The sequence below is a fragment of the Psychromonas sp. CD1 genome, assembly GCF_002239585.1.
Lineage (GTDB): Bacteria > Pseudomonadota > Gammaproteobacteria > Enterobacterales > Psychromonadaceae > Psychromonas.
In genome coordinates, this window is record NZ_NDFH01000003.1 from 832,732 (window position 1) to 853,248 (window position 20,517).

Genomic DNA, 20,517 nt, shown 5'->3' on the forward strand with positions numbered 1-20,517 from the left:
TAAACTACTCCTTTGGCTCAACTTGATCAGGGCGGAAAGTACGAATTACCCAGATAAGACCGCCAATAATAAAAAAGGCACTAGGAGGAAGTAGTAACAAACCATTACTTTGGTACCAACCTCCATTTGATGTTAATGGTAAAATTTCAAAGCCAAATAAAGCACCAGCTCCAAACAATTCACGAATCCCACCTACCAACACAAGAATAAAACCATAGCCTAGACCATTACCTATACCATCCATAAAACTTGCAAATGGCTTGTTTTTCATAGCAAAAGCTTCGGCGCGTCCCATAACAATACAGTTAGTAATGATTAGGCCTACATACACCGATAATTGTTTAGAGATACCAAATGCATACGCTTTTAATACTTGGTCAACAACTATAACCAAAGAAGCGATAATCGCCATCTGTACAATAATACGTACACTATTGGGTATATAATTACGTATCATTGAAATAAACATACTTGAAAAAGCAGTTACCAACAAAACGGCAAGAGTCATTACGACAGCTGTTTCTAACGTTGATGTTACGGCAAGCGCCGAACAAACACCGAGTATTTGTAATGCTATCGGGTTATTATTAATAATCGGTGAGGTTAACACCTCTGTTAATTCACTTGATTTAGCCATTGTTTAATGCTCCATGATGCACTCGATTCAAGAAAGGACCAAAGCCTAACTTTCCTAACCAAAAAGTGAAGGTATGTTGCACTCCTACACTGGTTAATGTTGCGCCCGATAAACCATCAATTTCATGAACTGAGCCCTCAGGTGCCACACCTTTGATAATTTTTATTGCCGGCAAGCCATTTTCATCAAATAACTTTTTACCTACAAATAATGCGCGCCAACGAGGATTTTCAACTTCGCCACCAAGCCCAGGTGTTTCACCTTGTTCATAATAGGTAATATCTTCAATCGTATTACCGTCTGTCTTAATTGCCACAAAAGCATACATTGTGGACCACAAACCCGCACCATGAATTGGTAATATAATACGTTGTAATACACCATTATCATCCGAAACTAAGTACACTGTTGCTATATTGGCTCTTCGACCAATTTTTGCCACATTTTGCTCTACATTTAATTTAATGCTTTGTTTCGGATCTTTTGCTGCTACTCGTTGATCATATTTAGCATTATCAGCCACAAATTCACCCGTAGCTAAATCAACTAATTTAGTTTGAATATTTGAGGAAAATATTTCTGTAATAGATTTATCAGTATGTAGCCCTGCCACGGCTAAAATATTTTGCTGCTTATCCTTGGCTTTATTAATAATCTGTAGCGGTCGCAAACCTACAGCGGCGCCAGCAACGATAATAGAGCACACTAAACAAACAGCAAGCACGACCAACATGGTCCGTGAAAATGATTCTTGTTGATTAGCCACGAGATAACCTCCGTTTGATATTACCTTGCACAACAAAGTAATCGAACAATGGCGCAAATAAATTAGCAAACAAAATAGCTAACATCATGCCTTCTGGAAACGCTGGATTTAGCACCCGAATAAGTACCACCATAATACCTATCAAAATACCATATACCCATTTAGCTTTATTTGTAAAAGAAGCCGAAACGGGATCTGTTGCCATAAAGATCATACCAAAAGCAAAGCCCCCCATTACAAGATGCCAGTACCAAGGTAAAGCAAACATAGGGTTCGTTGTACTACCTATTCCATTGAGCAATGAAGATAAAGCAATCATACCTATCATAACGCCGGCAATAATACGCCAAGAAGCTATACCCGTTAGCACTATTAATAAACCACCAATTAAGATAGCTAAGGTTGATACTTCCCCAATACTGCCTTGCATATTACCCAAGAAAGCATCCATCCAAGTTAAGCCTGAATGTGCCAACGATTCTAATCCGCCTTGCGATACAATGCTTAGTGACGTTGCACCGGAAAAACCATCCACCGTAGTCCAAACTGCATCGCCGGATATGTAAGTTGGATAAGAAAAGAAAAGAAATGCACGACCAGCAAGAGCAGGATTTAAAAAGTTACGTCCTGTTCCACCAAAAACCTCTTTCGCAACGACGACACCAAAAGTAATACCGAGTGCCACTTGCCATAAAGGTAATGTTGCAGGAACTATCAGTGCGAATAAAATAGAAGACACGAAGAAACCTTCATTAACTTCATGCTTACGCACGGTACAAAATAAAACTTCCCAGAATCCGCCCACTATAAAGGTGACGGCATAAATAGGTAAGAAATACATGGCACCAAAGATGAAATTATCGAGCAAGCTAGTGCTAGCCCCCATATTCACATTCAATAGATTTAAAATAACAATATGCCAATCATTAATCGCAACATAACCATTAGCTATCGCTAAATTTGCTTGCGCACCAACATTATACATACCAAAAAACATGGCAGGAAACGTTGCTAACCAAACGATAATCATCATACGTTTTAAGTCTAAGTTATCACGTACATGAGTTAACCCCTTAGTAACATTACCCGGAGTATAAAAAAATGTGGCCGTTGCTTCAAACAGAGCATGCCACGTTTCATAGCGTCCCCCTGCTTCAAAGTGGGGCTCCATTTTCTCAAGAATATTCTTAAGATTCATTCTTAGCCTTCCTTTTCAATTTTACTGAGATTATTACGTAATATCGAGGCATAATCATACTTACCCGGACATACATAGGTGCATAATGCTAAATCTTCTTCATCTAGCTCTAAGCAACCTAATGCTTGCGCAGAATCAGTATCCCCAACAATCAAATCTCGCAATAATAGAGTGGGAAGGATATCAAGTGGCATAATACGTTCATATTGACCAATGGGTACCATTGCTCGTTTACTACCACCGGTTGTCGTCGTAAAGGCGAATCGTTTTGCACGATTAAAAGTAGACAAGAAAACTGGCGCAACTGAATGTTTATTTAACCCAGGGACTCCCCAACCAAAGAGCTCTTTCTCATAGCCCTCAAGTAAAGCTGATATTTGATTATGGTAACGCCCTAAAAATGCATGTGCTCCTTGCGCGACAACACCACATAAAACGGAACCCGAAATAACACGCACTTCACCCGAAAGCATCTCATTTTCTGTTATTTGCACGATAGATGCGCCCATCACAGTGCGTAATAAACGCGGTTTAATAACCGCAGGACCGGCTAAAGATATCACACGTTCGACATAAAGTTCACCCTTCACAAAAAGTCTACCAAACGCGATAACGTCTTGATAATTAATAGACCAAACATATTTGTTAATAGAAACGGAATCTATAAAATGAATGTGCGTTCCCGCTAATCCAGCCGGATGTACACCGGAAAACTCTTTCTCAATAACACTATCAATCTTTGATTTCGGTAACTGTCCACGCTCTTTACAAACATAAACATTACCTTTACTGAGTTGAGAAAGTAAAGATAACCCATCCACAAATGCCTGCTGATTATCATTAATGATCATTGCAGCATTTGGTGCTAATGGATTGGTATCCATCGCAGTCACAAAAATAGAGGCGGGTAGCGCATCAATCTGAGGGATTTTACTAAATGGACGAGTTCGAAAAGCAGTCCATGCTCCTGAATTTACGAGATTATCAACGATATCTTGTCTTGCGACTTTTGCAAGTTCCGCACTTGTGTACGTAGGGAACGATATGTTTTCTTTACCTTTAATTGTGATGACAACAGATTGTAAAACCCGTCTAGCACCACGATTAATTTCTTTAACTACACCGGATGCTGGAGCGGTAAATTTAACACCAAGATTCTTCTTATCTAAGAAGAGAACCTGACCTTTCTTTACAATATCGCCAACTTTAACAACCATTGACGGACGCATACCAACATACTCTTCACCCAATATAGCCACTTCAGTAATGGTTGGACCATTCTGAATAACTTGCTCTGGTGCTCCACTTATAGGGAGATCCAGCCCTTTTTTTATAGTAATCATATTTATTTGCACTATGTTTACGGGAAGAAAAATTAGATACTTTACACTATGGTAACATTCGCACCTAACTGCTAGAAGTAACCTTGTTAATCATTGTATTAACTTATTATTAACAACTTAACTAAAATATTATTCGCAATAATACCACTATAAATAGGGATGCGCCGATTAAAAGCAATATATACAATAATACTAGGTATAAACCTCAAAGTAATGAGGGTCATACCAAAGAAAAAGGATCCACCAAGAATGGCTAAAGAAGATAGTATTGAAATGCAAGGCACGATCATGGATACACTGCCTAACACAATGTTCCGTGTGGAATTAGAAAATGGCCACATGGTTACTGCGCATATATCTGGAAAGATGCGTAAAAATTATATTCGTATTCTTACTGGCGACAAAGTAACAGTTCAATTAACACCATACGATCTTTCAAAAGGTCGCATTGTATTTCGAGCTCGTTAATTATTTGACTCGCATTGACACAGTCAAAAAAAAACCAGCTTTGCTGGTTTTTTACTTTTATCAACTTAAAATTAACTCATTCGTATAAGTAAACTCTATATCATCCGAGCCAGAGTTCAGTGATACACTCACACTTCCCCCTTTTTGTAACTGCCCAAATAAAATTTCATTAGCTAATGGTTTTTTAATGCGCTCTTGAATTAGACGAGCCATTGGTCGAGCACCCATTGTGCGGTCATAGCCTTTTTTTGCAAGCCACTTACGCACATCTGCGTGTACATTTAAAGTGATCTGTTTCTTATCTAATTGAGATTGTAATTGTACAATAAATTTATCGACAACACGCCCAATGACTTTCATATCAAGATGATTAAACCAAATAATATTATCAAGACGATTTCTAAACTCAGGAGAAAATAATTTATTAATTTCATCCATTGCTCTTAATGAATTATCTTGCGACTTAAAACCTATCGTGGTTTTATTTGTTTCGCGAACACCTACATTAGTCGTTAATATTAAAATAATATGTCTAAAATCAGCCTTTCTACCATTGTTATCGGTTAACGTCCCATTATCCATCACTTGTAATAAAATATTATAAATATCACTATGAGCTTTTTCTATTTCATCTAACAATAAAACCGCATGTGGATGTTTTACAACTGCATCGGTCAATAACCCTGCTTTTTCATGCCCAACATAACCTGGAGGCGCCCCTAGAAGACGTGAAACAGTGTGTTTTTCCATATACTCAGACATATCAAAACGTAATAACTCAACGCCTAATATTTTAGCCAGTTGTTGGGTTACTTCCGTTTTACCTACTCCTGTTGGACCTGCAAACAGAAACGACCCTACTGGTTTGTGCTCCGATGTTAAACCGGATCGACTTAAATGAATAGCATCCGTTAATACTTCTATCGCCTCATCTTGACCAAATACCGTCATTTTCAAGCGAGCAGATAATTTAGAAAGTTGCTCTTTATCAGAACTGCTCACAGATTTTTGAGGGATACGCGCAATTTTAGCAATGATCTCTTCGATTTCAGCTACATCAACGCTTTCTTTACGCTGATCCTCTGGTAATAAACGCATCTGAGAGCCAGCTTCATCGATAACATCAATAGCCTTATCTGGAAGGTAGCGATCATTAATATATTTATCACTTAATTCAGCAGCTGCTATTAATGCTTTTGAGGTATAATGAATATTGTGATGCTCCTCATAACGAGAGCGTAAGCCAAATAATATTTCAGCCGTTTCTTTTACCGATGGCTCTAATACATCTATTTTTTGAAAACGGCGCGCTAAGGCATGTTCTTTCTCAAAAATTTGTCCGTATTCTTGATACGTCGTAGATCCCATACAACGTAGTTTCCCACTGCTTAACAAAGGTTTAAGTAAATTGGCAGCATCGAGTTGCCCGCCAGTTGCCGCACCTGCTCCAATAATTGTATGGATCTCATCAATAAATAAAATAGATTTACTTTCTAACTCCAATTGCGCTAATACTTTCTTAAATCGTTGCTCAAATTCACCACGATATTTTGTTCCAGCAAGTAGCGCTCCCATATCTAAAGAATAAATAGTATTGTCTAGCATCACATCAGGAACATCACCATGTACAATACGGTAAGCAAGACCTTCCGCTATCGCTGTTTTACCTACTCCAGCTTCACCGACTAATAATGGATTATTTTTACGTCTACGGCCTAAAATTTGAATACACCGTTCAACTTCTTTTTCTCGACCGATTAAGGGGTCGATACGACCCGATTCTACTTGTGCATTTAAATTAATAGTGAAAGCTAGCCCTTCCTCCTCTTCCGTGACGGTCTCAGGTTTTTGCTCTTGAAAAATAGCTAACGATGCATCTTCAATCGGTGAAGTTGTCCCATGCGATATATAGTTAACAACGTCTAAACGAGTTAGATTCTCTTTTTTAAGTAAGAAAACCGCATGAGATTCTTGCTCTCCGAATATAGCAACAAGAACACTATTAGCAGAAACATCTGTATGCCCAGAAGATTGGACATGAAAAATAGCACGTTGCAATACACGCTCAAAAGCAATCGTCGGCTGTATCTCGACTTTATGAGTTAGTACTTCTGGACGCACAGGACTATGTTCTAAAAATGCAACAAGTTCCATATTTAAGGCGGTAAGATCAACCGAGCAAGCTTTTAATAATTTTTTGCTTTCCTCATTTTCCAATAATGCTAATAGCAAATGCTCAACCGTCATAAATTCATGCGATTTTTCAAATGCAAAACGAAAAGCTAAGTCTAAAGTTTTTTCTAATGGCTTATCTAGCATAACTGCCTCCATGTGTACTAAATTAGATGTAATTAAATTATGTGATCTTTTGCATTGAACAGCGCAATGGGTGTTCCTTTCCCTGCGCATAATTAGTTACTTGCATCACTTTTGTTTCTGCTATATCTGCACTAAATGTACCGCAAATTCCTACGCTCTTGTAATGAACGTTTAACATGATTTGTGTTGCTTTTTCTGCGTCTAATTGAAAAAAACGTTGCAACACATCAATAACAAAATCCATCGGCGTATAATCATCATTATGTAATAACACGTTATACATAGATGGTGGCACTAATTTTGTATCTACTTTGTCCAATACCGCCGGACTGTTATCTACTTGTACAGAATTTTTATCTCTCATATTTCAGTCTAGTCTTATTTATTAAAGTTACGAAAAAATTTCATCGTCGATAGTAAACCATAAAAACGTACTAGCACTTAAAATAAAAAAGGCCTTTTGAATACACAAAAGGCCTAACATTCATTTGTTATCTTATACATTATAAGTAATGCACAATTTGATTTGAACTCCCTCTCCACACTAAATTAGGATCCGCGAGTTCTTGAATAAATTTACCATCAATTAATACATCTATATACGCAAGTATTTCCTGTTGTAACCGGCTTAACTCTTCAATTTTATATCCAGTCCAGAGCCAAATATCTTTATTTAGACATTCTTTTTTAACACGTTGTACTAGCTGTAACACAGCCTCTAAATTTGATGGATGTAACGGATCTCCTCCTGACAAAGATAACCCTTGTTTTTTTATACGCGAATCATTTAAATCTTTAATTATTTGATTTTCAAAGTCCTGATCAAAAAGATGTCCAGAATCTGGAGACCAAGTTGATTTGTTATAACAACCTCGACATTGATGCACACAACCCGAAACAAAAATAGTACAGCGTGTCCCTGTACCATTTATAACATCTACCGGATAATATTGACTATAATTCATTATAAGTGTTTTACCCTACGTTTCACTTCTTCTTGCTTACCTTCATTAAAAGGTCGCGCATCAGGACTGCCTAAATATCCACAAACTCGACGGATAACCGACACTTTTTCTGCATCTGAATTACCACAACTCGGACAGACAAAGCCTTTGCTCGTACAATCAAATTCACCATGGAAACCACATTCGTAGCAATCATCTATCGGTGTATTCGTGCCGTAATAAGGAACTCGACTATAACTGTAGTCCCAAACATCTTCTAACGCTTTTAAGTTATTTTGCATGTTCGGGTATTCACCATAGCAAATAAATCCACCGCTCGCGATATTGGGATAACGCATTTCAAAATCTAACTTTTCATAGGGATTTACGGCTTTTTCAACATCTAAATGAAAACTATTAGTGTAATAGCCTTTATCTGTTACACCTTCAATAATGCCAAATTGCTTCGCATCTAATCGACAAAAACGATCACATAAATTTTCTGAAGGCGTTGAATATAAGCTAAAAGCATAACCACTTTCTTTTGTCCAACGCTCCGTTGCATCTTTTAAATATTGCACCATCTTAAGTGCTTTCTCTTGTTTTTCTGGATCGTCAAAAAGATCTTTTTCTATGCCAAATAATGCATTACTCGCTTCATGTACACCAATGTAACCTAGTGAAATAGAAGCGCGCCCATTTTTAAATATATCTGCGACACAATCATCGGCTTTTAAACGAACACCACAAGCCCCTTCCATGTATAAAATAGGCGCCACACTGGCTTTCACATCGGATAAACGCTCTATACGCGTATCTAATGCTTTTTTAGCAATTTTCAAATTCTCATCGAGCAATTGATAAAATTGTTTTTCATCTCCAGCCGCTTGTAATGCGACACGAGGTAAATTAATACTCACGACACCTAAATTATTACGTCCGTCATGAATAAGCTCACCATTTTCTTCATATGTACTTAAAAAACTGCGACAGCCCATCGGGGTTTTAAACGAACCTGTAACAGAAACCACTTTATCAAAATTTAAAATGTCTGGATACATACGCTTCGACGCACACTCTAACGCAAGTTGTTTAATATCATAATTTGCATCTTCAGGTTTTAAATTTAATCCGTCTTTAATTGCAAATACTAGTTTAGGGAAAACCGCTGTTTTTTTGTTTTTACCTAAACCATCCATACGAATTTTGAAAATAGATTTTTGAATTAAACGCGCTTCCCATGAAGTCCCCAAACCAAACCCAAAAGTAACAAAGGGTGTTTGTCCATTCGCGGTATGTAGTGTATTAACTTCATATTCTAGAGATTGGAATGCGTCATAACATTCTTTTTCGGTTTGTGTGGTTGCATATTCTTTTGACTCTTTAATTCCCCATTTTTTCGCCGTTGCCAAATGTTTTTGGTAACTTTTTGCAACATAAGGTGCTAACGTCGTATCAATGCCATTAATAGTTGTTCCACCATAAATATGACTGGCAACTTGTGCAATAATTTGTGCGGTGACAGCAGCGGCTGTTAAAATCGATTTTGGCTCTTCGATTTCAGCATTGCCCATTTTAAAGCCCTGTGTAAACATTCCTTTGACATCAATAAGCATACAATTAAACATCGGGAAAAAAGGCGCATAATCTAAATCATGGTAATGTATATCACCCGCTTCATGAGCACGTACTACATCACGCGGTAAAATATATGCTTTAGCATAATGCTTCGCGACAATTCCAGCTAAAAGATCGCGTTGTGTCGGGATAACCTTACTGTCTTTATTCGCATTTTCATTTAATAACGAAGCATTACTTTGTTCGATTAAACCGCATATTTCACTATTGAGCTGGCTCTTACGTTCTCGAGCAATGTCTCTATCATGACGGTATTCTATATAGACTCGGGCTAATTCAACATGGCCGCTTTTCATTAAACACGCTTCAACTGCATCTTGGATATGATGAATATCCACTTCTTTTTGTCCCTTTAAACTCAACTCCACCTCTTTTGCAATAGCAAACGCATCAACACCTTTACAACGCGCGGCGCCAGATGCCTTTAAAATAGCTTCAGCAATGCGTAAGGCATTAAAAGGAACTTGACTACCATCTCGTTTAATAACAACAGGTTTCATTTTGGACTCCAAACAGTAAAGGACACTACATCTTGTGTGTGATCACTATACATAACACTATATATAGACATATTGATGTGTATCATGTTTTTTAAAATGGTTTATTTATGTTAAATCATACGATTTATCTTGCACTTTTCACACTCATTACTTCATGTTTGTATAGATTGATAGTGATGACTTACGTTCTAAATTATATATACAAAAAGAAAAAATAGCAATGATTATCGCACTTGCTAAAGCAAAAAAAACGGCCCAAAAGGAACATAAATAATGGCATTTATTAATGCAAGCTCCCCTTATCAAAGTAATAAACGCAAAACATCTGAGATTATGCGTTGGGTTATTCTCTGTTTAATTCCTGGGATAGCAATACAAAGTTATTATTTTGGCTTTGCTAATTTAATTCAAATATTTATTGCCGCATTGACAGCTTTAATCTGTGAAGGCTTCATTTTACACATGCGAAAACGTCCCATTACGGTAACATTAAAGGATAATAGCGCCCTATTAACCGCTATTTTAATTGCCATCTCTATTCCACCTCTTTCACCTTGGTGGGTTGTAACCATCGGTTGCGGATTTGCTATTATTTTTGTAAAACAACTTTACGGAGGACTTGGTCAGAACATTTTCAATCCCGCTATGGCGGCTTATGTTCTATTACTGATAGCATTTCCAGTGCAGATGACTTCATGGCTTCCTATGCATGACTTGCAAAGTATTGATATGTCTTTTATCGACCAACTCAGCTGTATTCTAACGGGTTCAACACGCGATGGTTATTCATTACAACAATTAACTAGTAACATTGATGGATTAAGTATGGCAACGCCTCTCGACATCACTAAAAACGCCCTAAATGCAGGCTTTACTATCTCTGAGATTTTACAACGAGCAGCCTTTGCCAACTCATCTTGGCAGGCAATACAATGGGTTAATATTGGATTTTTATTTGGGGGCGGTATTCTTCTGTACAAACGTATTATCCAATATACTATCCCTTTAAGCTTTTTATTAGGTTTAAGCGTGTTTTCTTTTATCGCTTTTGCCTATGCACCAGATTTAAATACCACGCCTATTTTTCATCTTTTTTCAGGCGCAACGATGCTAGGCGCATTTTTTATCTTAACCGATCCTGTTAGCGCTGCCACCACACAAAAAGGTCGCATATTATACGGATTACTTATCGCCTTATTGGTTGTACTCATCCGTAATATAGGTGGGTACCCTGATGCGGTTGCCTTTGCCGTCTTACTAGCCAATATATGTGTTCCCCTGATTGATTATTATAGCCAGCCTAGAGTTTATGGAGGACGCACTTAATGTCATCAATTATTTATCGAAATGCATTTTTATTAGCAACCTTCGCTATTATTTGCACCGGTGCGGTTGCACTTATTAATCAAATAACTCAACCTATCATTGCAGAGCAAGAAGAAAAAGCATTGCTAAGTACAATCGATCAATTAATACCCGCCTCACTTTACGATAATAATATTATTCAGAGTTGCTTCATTATTCAGGATGATAAATTACTTGGAAAAGGAGTTCAACAAAAAGTATTTGTAGCTAAAAAGGACAAACTACCCGTAGCATTAATGTTAGAAAGCAGTACTTTTAAAGGATATTCTGGCGAAATAAAACTAGCAATCGGTATTTTTGAAAATGGCACATTAGCAGGCGTCAACGTTTTACATGATAATGAAACACCTGGATTAGGGGATAAAATTCAAACTAAAAAATCTAATTGGATCACTGTTTTTAAAGGAAAAACATATCAGCCATCTGAAGATAAACGTTGGGAAGTGAAAAAGCATGGCGGTGATATCGATGCATTTACTGGTGCAACTATCAGCCCTCGCGCCGTGACTTTAGCGGTCAGAGATGCCTTAATTTATTTTCAAAAGCATAGAGATTTTCTTTTTAATCAGCCCGCTAATTGTGGAGAGAAATAATGTCTCAAGAAAACATAGAAATTAGCCCAGAGAAAAGTAAGCAGATAAAAAAACCTGTTTATAAAGAACTGCTCTTACAAGGATTATGGAAAAACAACCCTGGTATTGTACAATTACTTGGCCTTTGCCCATTACTTGCAATCACCAATACTATGACTAATGCTCTAGGTTTGGGCCTTGCCACTCTGTTTGTTCTAATCGCATCAAATACACTCATATCTTTGATTCGTCATCATGTCACCGCGGCAATTCGCATCCCTATTTTTGTTATGATCATCGCCTCACTGGTAACTTGTGTCCAACTATTAATGAATGCATTTACCTATAATCTTTATCTTTCTTTAGGCATTTTCATTCCTTTAATTGTCACAAACTGTATTATCATTGGCAGAGCCGAAGCTTTCGCCTCCAAAAATAGCGTCGCCCATTCCGCCTTTGATGGATTTGCAATGGGTTTAGGGTTTTTAGGCGTTTTATTTTTACTTGGCACTATTCGAGAAATATTAGCGCAAGGCAGCATCTTTAGTGGTATTGAAACACTTCTTGGAAGTTGGGCTAAGGTGCTCACCATTACACTCTATACTACTGACACCAAATTTCTATTAGCCGCTTTACCTCCTGGTGCTTTTATTATTATGGGACTTATCCTTGCATTAAAAAATAGCCTTGATAATAAAATAAAAAACAAAAAAAAACGTCCCGAAAATGCGAGCTCTATTAATAGCGTGAGTAAATAGATGAATCAATTAAAACGTATTGCTATGCTTACACGCTTACGCTCTCAAAATCCGAATCCAAAAACAGAATTAAATTATAACAACGCATTTGAATTATTAGTGGCCGTTACATTATCCGCACAAGCAACCGATGTCAGTGTAAATAAAGCGACCACCAAATTATTTGCTGTTGCAAATACACCTGATACTATTTTTGCTTTAGGTGAAGATGGTCTCAAAAAATATATTCGAACGATAGGTTTATATAACAGTAAAGCACGCCACATAATTCAAGCTTGTAACATACTCATAAAGCAACATAGCAGCACCGTTCCCGAAAATAGAGATGCCTTAGAGTCCTTACCTGGTGTTGGTAGAAAAACGGCTAATGTTGTCCTTAATACCGCATTTGGTTGGCCAACCATTGCCGTAGACACTCATATTTTTCGCGTGGCTAATCGCACTAAACTCGCAATGGGGGGGAATGTAGATCAAGTCGAAAAAAAATTATTAAAAGTTATCCCAAAAGAGTTTAAAGTCGATGTACACCATTGGCTTATTTTACACGGACGTTATATTTGTATTGCGCGAAAACCACGCTGTGGTGCTTGTATTATCGAAGATTTATGTGAATTTAAAGATAAAATAGATATTTAAAAAAACAAAACCGAGATAACTCTCAGTTTTGTTTTTTCCATTTTATGACTCGCTGGATGTTGTTCCTCTAAAACGCTTAGTTATTCCATTTAAAAAGTTACGTAATAGTTGATCTCCACATTCTTTATAATTGCGATGATCTCTCTTACGAAACAACGCCGAAAGCTCAGACTTAGAAACCGGAAACTCCGCAGATTCTAATGCATCTAACATATCTTGTTCTTTGAAATTTAATGCAATACGTAATTTTCGTAAAATATCATTGTTTGAAAGAATCGCTTTTGCAGATAATATAATGGGGCTTGAACCCTCTTTTTTACCGCGTTTATCATCAATTAAACCATCTAAAAATAGAGATAACAAACTATCACGACAAAAAACAAAGTTCTCTTCGCCTTCTTTGGCCATGATGCTGTGTAAGTAATTTTCATCAATTGCATTATCAACAGAAGTAAAAATGCTTAACATCTTTTTATCATTTAGTTGTAACGCATAACGTACACGTCGTAAAACATCATTTGTGATCATAAATTCTCAATCATTAGTTAATAAAGTAAGAATACATTATACCGATTATTTCAAGACACTGCTAATCGGCTTGTAAAACATTCAGTAATGCATTGGCTATTAAACGAATAATATCCACAGACACAGAATTACCCGCTTGTTTATACAGATGTCCATTAGACATGTTATCGGGTAATACATAACCCTTACCAATCGGGAAACCTTGTAATCTAAATGTCTCGCTAGGTGTTAATTTACGCACTCCATCTGCCACTTTTATCAAAGGAACATTATGTCCTCCCGTACCCATATTCGCAGTGAGTGTCGGGCAAATCCCTTGTGCATTTTTACGCACATACATGCCTCTACGTAACTGATAAAACTCAAATTCTGTATCTATTTGCTCACCGAGATGAATGCGCTCTTTTTTACGTTTATCCTCAGATAATGCCTCATATTGTGCTTTATTAATAAAATAATGCGGATACTTCTCAGGCGTATAATAATATGCGTTTAATTCTTCTTTGCCTTTATGCAAATCAAGCACACGCGCTATATTTTCACGGCGTAAGTCATCAGATGAATGTATTTTTATACTATCTAGCTGCTCAAAAAGTGTAAAGTTATCCGCATCTTGTTGCTTTAAAAAACACAGCATAAACATACGCTCACGATTTTGAGGCAAACTTGTATACGTTTTAGTATTTAATGTCGCATCTTTAACGATATATCCCGCCTTCTCGATTTCAGATTTTATAACTTGATATGTGCGTCCATTATCATGAGTGCGTAAATTTTTTACATTTTCTAAAAATAAAATTCGTGGTTTATAAGCTACTTTGTCTAAATCGTTGACCAAATCAATGATACTGTAAAAAAGATTACCGCGATGATCATCAAAACCTTTACGTGCACCGGCAATACTAAATGCTTGGCAAGGAAACCCCGCGGTTAAAACATCAACAGGTTGAGCTAATATTTGCGCTTTCTTTTGCGTAAATAAAGCTTCTTCACCTTTTGACGCTGCCCTTTGTGGTTTAACTATCTTTTCAATATCACCCGAAATCATATTGTGCTTAAAATTACATTGATATGTTTTTATCGCATGTGCATCTATTTCGTTCGCCCAAAGAAGTTGATAGCTTCCTTTATCATTAAATGCACTTTTAAAACCAAGGCAAACGCCTCCTACGCCAGCAAATAAACTGCCTACTTTATAAATCATTATTTTCCCAAATTACATGTTTTTATATTTATTCAAATTCTTTAATAAATGATTCATACGCATCAATTTTAGAAAAGTTAATTGCATACGTACCATTATAAAATTTATCTATTCGAACCGAGTCGATTCCGATGCTTCTAAGTATCGCATATGACAGGATTTCACCCTCTTTTAAATTTAAAATATCTCGTAATATCCATTGCCCCAATTCTTTATTAGATTGAGACATAAGCGCTTTATTACCTTGCTGGCATAATTTAGATCTCAAAATTCTATTATTGGGGAGTAATAAAGAGAATGGAGTGCTTCTTTCTGGAAAAAAATTGGGTTTAAGCTTATGTATTAAATGAGGTACAGGTATATACGCTTCATTTATATCTCTTTTCCTTCCGTTTGCATGCCATTGATTTAACCCACTGCGCGGGTGGACTTTTTTATTTCTACCATACAAAGGAAGATATAACGTATCTTCAATGAACTGTTCATCCTTATTTTTTACAAATAAATGTTCGAATTTATGATTGATAGCAGAGTCTATATAATCAAAAGGCGCCGATAATATATTAACCGGAAATGAAAGTAACGCTTTATCAGTTATAAAGCGTTTGTATAAGGTTGATTTACTAAGATTAAATTTATAATCAGACAATCCATCTGAAAAATTGATGATATTATTATTTTCGGTAGTAATACAGATATTATTAATATCTATTAAAGCCATAGCCTCTTCAAAAATTTGAAAAACACCTTCTTTACGTACCACACAGTGATAAATTGAAGTATCGAGTAGATAAGCTCTCGAGGTGAAATTTAATCGATTATTTCTCAGTTCAGCTACTTTTTGCACCAGATCAAAAGAATTATAATGCCTATAATCCTCTCTTTGACGATTAAACTCCGCTATTTTTTGATACGTTTTACCATTATTAAATAAAAAGGTTTTTAAACCAACACCTATGTTCTTATTACCAATTTTTAAAACAGCATCACTTGATACATCCCCACGAGAAAGATCGGAAGCTTCAAAACATTCACAATAAATCTTTTCTGCTATGCGATAATATAAATAAGGGGTCGTTGATACTGAAAATAAATTAGATAATTTTCCTATTAGTTGCAACCTTTGTGTGTATTTTAAGCGTTGCATTTTTGCTAATTTTGCAAAATACATGTTTAATTTCTTCTTTTAAATCTAAGACAAAATATACAACAAAAATAAACGACTAAAAAATCAGGCAAATACATGTTTAATTTCTTCTTTTAAATCTAAGACAAAATACACAACAAAAATAAACGACTAAAAAATCAGGCATTACCTTGGACTTTTAATTGTTGTTCTTTAGCAAAGTTCAACATACGATCTAATGAAATAATGGCACCTTTGGCGATATCTTTATCCACATCGATTTCATGCCCATCACTATCGGTTAACGCTTCGTATATCGCTTTTAAACCATTCATTGCCATCCAAGGACAATGAGCACAACTTTTACATGTAGCGCCATTACCCGCAGTTGGAGCAGCCAATATCTCTTTATCTGGGCAGACTTGTTGCATTTTATAAAAAATACCCGTATCGGTTGCAACAATTATCGTTTTATTAGGTAACGTTTTGGCCGCGGTAATTAATTGACTCGTTGAACCTACCGCATCTGCAAGTTTAACCACACTTTCGGGGGATTCTGGGTGTACGAGAATAGCTGCATCTGGATAAATAGCTTTCATATCACGTAAGGCACTGGCTTTAAATTCATCATGTACGATGCAGTCACCTTGCCAAAGAATCATATCCGCGCCAGTTTGTTTTTCAATATAGCCACCTAAATGTCGATCAGGTCCCCATATTATTTTTTTACCCTCACTGTCCAAATGCTCTACAATCTCAAGCGCAATACTTGATGTAACAACCCAATCTGCACGTGCTTTAACCGCTGCAGACGTATTTGCATACACTACCACCGTACGATCTGGGTGTTTATCACAAAATGCACTAAATTCATCTACGGGACAACCTATATCAAGTGAGCAGGTCGCTTCTATGGCTGGCATTAATATTTTTTTATGGGGCGTTAATATTTTAGCCGTTTCTCCCATAAATTTAACACCTGCAACAATAAGTGTTGAAGCGCTATGATCACGTCCAAAGCGCGCCATATCTAAAGAATCAGAAACATATCCCCCCGTTTCCTCCGCTAAAGCTTGTATTTCCGGATCCGTATAATAATGAGCAATTAAAACCGCATCTTTAGCAATTAATAGTTGCTTGATTTTAGATTTATAATCCAGTTTTTCCGTTGCCGATAACGCAACAGGTTTAGATGGAAATGGGTATGTAGAACCAGCAAGGGAGAGTATTGTGCTCATTTTATCTCGTTACTTATTAAAAAGATCTTAATTATACGCGTTTACCGATAAAAACGATAATGATCTTAAAAAATTATAGAGAATAATGTGAACAGAAATAAAAAAGAAAATTAATTAGATTTGGTGGGCCGTGAAGGGGTTGAACCTTCGACAAATGGATTAAGAGTCCACTGCTCTACCAACTGAGCTAACGGCCCATTATAGGGTCTTACTTATACCTTCATCGTCATAGCGACGACACACTCTTTAATAAAAGTGGTGGGCCGTGAAGGATTTGAACCTTCGACAAATGGATTAAAAGTCCACTGCTCTACCAACTGAGCTAACGGCCCATCTATAGGGTCTTACTTGTACCTTCATCGTCATAGCGACGATGCACTCTTTTACAAAAGTGGTGGGCCGTGAAGGATTTGAACCTTCGACAAATGGATTAAAAGTCCACTGCTCTACCAACTGAGCTAACGGCCCATCTATAAGTTTACATTTTAAAGGTCAGAGATATACATCACTCATTCGCTCTAACTGCGGCGTATGATATACAATATATTGAATAGCGCAACAAAATTTAATGCTTTTTTTTCTGTTTGCAGATAAAACAAACAAAAGCAGACAAATCGGCCACTTTTTTCCAAAAGTTGCTTATATTACAATCCATTTAAACGTTGTTTTGCCAACGTTGCGACAGATGAATCAGCATACTCTTGTATCACTTTTTTATAAAAAATTTTAGCTGAAGAATTTTTTCCTAAGTATTCATCAATAATACCAATTTTAAAAAGTGAGTCTGCACGTTTATTTGATGTTAAATATTTTTCAGTTACAACAAGAAATGCTTGCCGAGCTTTTTCTCGCTCTTTTTCTTTATACAACAGTTGCCCTAACCAATATTGTCCATTAGGAATATAATTTGATTTAGGATAAGTTGCAATAAAATCATTAAAAGCAACAATAGCTTTTTGATAATTTTTATTAACTAAAACTAAATTAACGGCTTTCTGATAAGCCTCTTTCTCATTTTGGGGTTGGGGTGATACTAACCCTTTAGGCGCAGGTTTTGCTGTTTTATTTTCATCTAACAACTGATATAAATTACGTTGGCGATTTTCTATTTGATCCATTTTACGATCAAAGACTTCAAGAGTACCTTTTATCTGACTTACTTCGCCTGCAATTTCATCAAGTTGATTTTGAAAACGTATTTGCATTTTATTACGCGATTCGAGTAATCGAGTTAGCTCTTTAATTTGTTTTTCTATTTTCTGCTGGCCACCATAACCTGTCACATCACTCACAGGGGCGATAGCGTAAACACTTGTAGATAAACAAGTAGCCATTAAGATGGCCACTTTAATTTTCATCAATGTCATGGCATTAACTTAATAAGTTAGTTCTGCGCGACGGTTCTCTGCTCGAGCCGCTGCACTATGACCTAAATTAACCGGTTTTTCTTCACCGTAACTAACTACGTTAATTTGTTCTGATGTTACACCCATATTTTCTAAATAAGTAGAAACAGACATCGCACGACGCTCACCTAAAGCAATATTGTATTCTGGTGTGCCTCTTTCATCCGTATTTCCTTCAATAGTTAGTGATTGAGTTGGATGATCTACAAGAAATTTTGCATGTGCATCAAGGATTTTAGTATAACGAGACTCTAAAACAGAAGTATCAAAACCAAATTGAATAGTTGTTTCTAAAATTGCGTCTGAATATTCATTCGTCAATTTTTCTTCATCAGTTAAGTTTAGTGAATCAATTGCGTTTGTTTCTACGCCATTCTCAGCTACGACAACGGCACTGTTCGCTTTATTTGTTTCATTCGATGTAGTATCTGATTCACTGCTTGAACTACATGCACCGAGCGCTAACATTGGTAAAGCGATTAATAAACTCTTTGCAATCATTGATATATTCATTATTTGTTCCTTGTGGTTTTTATATTGTAAAAATTTAATTTAAAAATGGGGACCATGCAGGTGATTTTACATCACCTTTTTGTGCTGGAATATTTGCTTTAAAACGCCCATCCATTGACACCAATGCTAATCCTTTATGCCCTTTATACACCGTACTATAAATGATCATACTACCATTTGGCGCCACACTAGGAGATTCATCCAATTGTGTTTTAGTTAACGTTCTTAAATCTCCCGAAACAAGGTCTTGTACGGATATTTTGTACTGACCATTACTTCTACTAACTAAGACAAGACTATCACCATCGGGGGTAATAGTTCCACCTAAATTCATATCTCCCTCCCATGTAATGCGTTTTGTTTGCATTGACGCGATATTAACTTGATATATTTGTGGTCGCCCACCGCGTTCTGACGTAAAAACAAGTGATTTTCCATCCGGAGACCAACTAGGCTCAGTATCAATAACTCGATTATGCGTAATACGAGTCAATTTTTTACTGTGCAGATTTAACGTGTAAATTTCCGCTTGCCCATCTTTTGATAACACAAAAGCAAGTTGTTTTCCATCTGGCGACCAACTCGGAGCACCATTAATTTTAGGAAAAGAAGTTATCAACTCTCGCTTTTGCGTATAAATATCTTGCACATATATTTGTGACTTATGCATTTCAAAACTAACATAAGCTAATTTATGCCCATCAGGTGACCAAGCTGGCGACATAATTGGTTGCTTCGAACGTAAAACCAATTTCTCTGCGTAGCCATCATAATCAGAAATGCGTAATTGATACGGATAAGGACTCGAATAATCCACCGCTATATAAGCAATATGCGTTAGGAAAGCACCTCGCTCTCCCGTTAATTTTTTATAGACAACATTACTAATACGATGGGAAAAATTACGAAATTGAGACACCGTTAATGTACTTCTGCGTTTTTCTAATACAGGGCTTAATCCAACCATTCCCATATTCCCTGTTAGCACATCTAACAATTCGTAAGTAACTGTATATTTTCCCACTTCTTCTGTGGGTTTGATCTCTCCCATCACAATGGCTTCAACGCCAAGTTTATGCCAAAGCGCATAATCTACATTTTCACTTTTAGAAGGAGTTTTCGGCATTTTTTCAATTGAAATAGGAAAAAACAAACCACTACTGCGTAAATCATCGGCTATGATACGCGCAAGTTCTTTCGGTTTCTCTCCAGCCCCCAACCACTTAAAAGGGATAACCGCAATAGGTCTTGCACTATTGACGCCTTCCGTTATCAAAATATTCAGACGTGCAAAAGTCTGCGTCGAGCACAATAATAACAATAATGATGTTAATAAACGTAATGACATGATCTAACTA

Annotated in this window: 20 protein-coding genes and 3 tRNA genes; 5 read left to right on the top strand and 18 right to left on the bottom strand. The window is 36.6% G+C overall.

The annotated features are described in order from the left end of the window. Positions 1-4: 4 nt before the first annotated feature. Genes B8W84_RS05325 through B8W84_RS05340 form a run of 4 tightly spaced genes read right to left on the bottom strand, consistent with a single transcriptional unit; the run spans position 5 to position 3,944 of the window. Positions 5-637 (bottom strand): NADH:ubiquinone reductase (Na(+)-transporting) subunit D, encoded by a 633-nt coding sequence (locus B8W84_RS05325; RefSeq protein WP_094752247.1) that lies wholly within the window; start codon positions 635-637, stop codon positions 5-7. Continuing rightward, positions 630-1,403 (bottom strand): Na(+)-translocating NADH-quinone reductase subunit C, encoded by a 774-nt coding sequence (locus B8W84_RS05330; protein ID WP_094752248.1) that lies wholly within the window; start codon positions 1,401-1,403, stop codon positions 630-632. Before B8W84_RS05330 ends, B8W84_RS05325 begins: the two co-directional genes overlap by 8 nt. Further along, complete coding sequence (locus tag B8W84_RS05335) at positions 1,396-2,601, bottom strand: NADH:ubiquinone reductase (Na(+)-transporting) subunit B (protein WP_094752249.1); 1,206 nt, start codon at positions 2,599-2,601, stop codon at positions 1,396-1,398. The genes B8W84_RS05330 and B8W84_RS05335 overlap by 8 nt, the downstream gene beginning before the upstream one ends. A 2-nt stretch (positions 2,602-2,603) precedes the next feature. Beyond that, positions 2,604-3,944: a Na(+)-translocating NADH-quinone reductase subunit A gene (locus tag B8W84_RS05340; RefSeq protein WP_094752250.1), complete on the bottom strand. Its 1,341-nt coding sequence runs from the start codon at positions 3,942-3,944 to the stop codon at positions 2,604-2,606. A gap of 249 nt (positions 3,945-4,193) precedes the next feature. On the opposite strand from B8W84_RS05340, the gene infA reads away from it, so the two are divergent. Beyond that, entirely contained in the window at positions 4,194-4,412 is a 219-nt protein-coding gene (gene infA / locus B8W84_RS05345; RefSeq protein ID WP_015465665.1) for a translation initiation factor IF-1, read from the top strand. A 60-nt stretch (positions 4,413-4,472) separates the two neighbouring features. Here the strand turns inward: infA and clpA are convergent, their stop codons facing one another. The 4 genes from clpA to nrdD form a co-directional block, all read right to left on the bottom strand. Next, on the bottom strand, positions 4,473-6,731 hold the full coding sequence (gene clpA, locus B8W84_RS05350) for an ATP-dependent Clp protease ATP-binding subunit ClpA (RefSeq protein WP_094752251.1): 2,259 nt from the start codon (positions 6,729-6,731) through the stop codon (positions 4,473-4,475). A 37-nt stretch (positions 6,732-6,768) separates the two neighbouring features. Then, positions 6,769-7,095: an ATP-dependent Clp protease adapter ClpS gene (gene clpS, locus B8W84_RS05355; RefSeq protein WP_094752252.1), complete on the bottom strand. Its 327-nt coding sequence runs from the start codon at positions 7,093-7,095 to the stop codon at positions 6,769-6,771. Between the two features lie 139 nt (positions 7,096-7,234). Beyond that, complete coding sequence (gene nrdG, locus B8W84_RS05360; protein WP_094752253.1) at positions 7,235-7,696, bottom strand: anaerobic ribonucleoside-triphosphate reductase-activating protein; 462 nt, start codon at positions 7,694-7,696, stop codon at positions 7,235-7,237. Next, the gene (nrdD, locus tag B8W84_RS05365; RefSeq protein WP_094752254.1) at positions 7,696-9,813 is read right to left on the bottom strand and encodes an anaerobic ribonucleoside-triphosphate reductase; all 2,118 of its coding nucleotides are present in this window, start codon (positions 9,811-9,813) and stop codon (positions 7,696-7,698) included. Before nrdD ends, nrdG begins: the two co-directional genes overlap by 1 nt. A gap of 273 nt (positions 9,814-10,086) precedes the next feature. On the opposite strand from nrdD, the gene rsxD reads away from it, so the two are divergent. Genes rsxD through nth form a run of 4 tightly spaced genes read left to right on the top strand, consistent with a single transcriptional unit; the run spans position 10,087 to position 13,144 of the window. Further along, positions 10,087-11,139, top strand: coding sequence for an electron transport complex subunit RsxD (rsxD, locus tag B8W84_RS05370; RefSeq protein WP_094752255.1), 1,053 nt, complete (start codon positions 10,087-10,089; stop codon positions 11,137-11,139). Continuing rightward, the gene (rsxG, locus tag B8W84_RS05375) at positions 11,139-11,771 is read left to right on the top strand and encodes an electron transport complex subunit RsxG (RefSeq protein WP_094752256.1); all 633 of its coding nucleotides are present in this window, start codon (positions 11,139-11,141) and stop codon (positions 11,769-11,771) included. The genes rsxD and rsxG overlap by 1 nt, the downstream gene beginning before the upstream one ends. Continuing rightward, positions 11,771-12,508, top strand: a complete 738-nt coding sequence (locus tag B8W84_RS05380; protein WP_094752257.1) for an electron transport complex subunit E — start codon at positions 11,771-11,773, stop codon at positions 12,506-12,508. Before rsxG ends, B8W84_RS05380 begins: the two co-directional genes overlap by 1 nt. Then, the gene (nth, locus tag B8W84_RS05385) at positions 12,509-13,144 is read left to right on the top strand and encodes an endonuclease III (RefSeq protein ID WP_094752258.1); all 636 of its coding nucleotides are present in this window, start codon (positions 12,509-12,511) and stop codon (positions 13,142-13,144) included. A gap of 42 nt (positions 13,145-13,186) precedes the next feature. On the opposite strand, the gene B8W84_RS05390 is transcribed toward nth, so the two are convergent. The 10 genes from B8W84_RS05390 to tolB form a co-directional block, all read right to left on the bottom strand. Then, on the bottom strand, positions 13,187-13,672 hold the full coding sequence (locus B8W84_RS05390) for a DUF1456 family protein (protein ID WP_094752259.1): 486 nt from the start codon (positions 13,670-13,672) through the stop codon (positions 13,187-13,189). Positions 13,673-13,733: 61 nt separating this feature from the next. Continuing rightward, on the bottom strand, positions 13,734-14,876 hold the full coding sequence (dcm, locus tag B8W84_RS05395) for a DNA (cytosine-5-)-methyltransferase (RefSeq protein ID WP_094752260.1): 1,143 nt from the start codon (positions 14,874-14,876) through the stop codon (positions 13,734-13,736). Between the two features lie 28 nt (positions 14,877-14,904). After that, complete coding sequence (locus B8W84_RS05400) at positions 14,905-16,047, bottom strand: restriction endonuclease PLD domain-containing protein (RefSeq protein ID WP_094752261.1); 1,143 nt, start codon at positions 16,045-16,047, stop codon at positions 14,905-14,907. Between the two features lie 134 nt (positions 16,048-16,181). After that, the gene (gene nadA, locus B8W84_RS05405) at positions 16,182-17,240 is read right to left on the bottom strand and encodes a quinolinate synthase NadA (RefSeq protein WP_094752262.1); all 1,059 of its coding nucleotides are present in this window, start codon (positions 17,238-17,240) and stop codon (positions 16,182-16,184) included. 121 nt (positions 17,241-17,361) lie between these two features. Continuing rightward, positions 17,362-17,437 (bottom strand) — tRNA-Lys (locus B8W84_RS05410). 59 nt (positions 17,438-17,496) lie between these two features. Beyond that, a tRNA-Lys gene (locus B8W84_RS05415) sits at positions 17,497-17,572 on the bottom strand. Positions 17,573-17,632: 60 nt separating this feature from the next. Next, a tRNA-Lys gene (locus B8W84_RS05420) sits at positions 17,633-17,708 on the bottom strand. A 176-nt stretch (positions 17,709-17,884) separates the two neighbouring features. Next, positions 17,885-18,607 (bottom strand): tol-pal system protein YbgF, encoded by a 723-nt coding sequence (gene ybgF / locus B8W84_RS05425; RefSeq protein ID WP_094752263.1) that lies wholly within the window; start codon positions 18,605-18,607, stop codon positions 17,885-17,887. 9 nt (positions 18,608-18,616) lie between these two features. Beyond that, on the bottom strand, positions 18,617-19,159 hold the full coding sequence (gene pal / locus B8W84_RS05430) for a peptidoglycan-associated lipoprotein Pal (RefSeq protein ID WP_094752264.1): 543 nt from the start codon (positions 19,157-19,159) through the stop codon (positions 18,617-18,619). 34 nt (positions 19,160-19,193) lie between these two features. Beyond that, positions 19,194-20,507 carry a Tol-Pal system beta propeller repeat protein TolB gene (gene tolB, locus B8W84_RS05435; RefSeq protein ID WP_094752265.1) on the bottom strand — a complete coding sequence of 438 codons (1,314 nt, stop codon included), beginning with the start codon at positions 20,505-20,507 and terminating at the stop codon, positions 19,194-19,196. Positions 20,508-20,517: the final 10 nt, after the last annotated feature.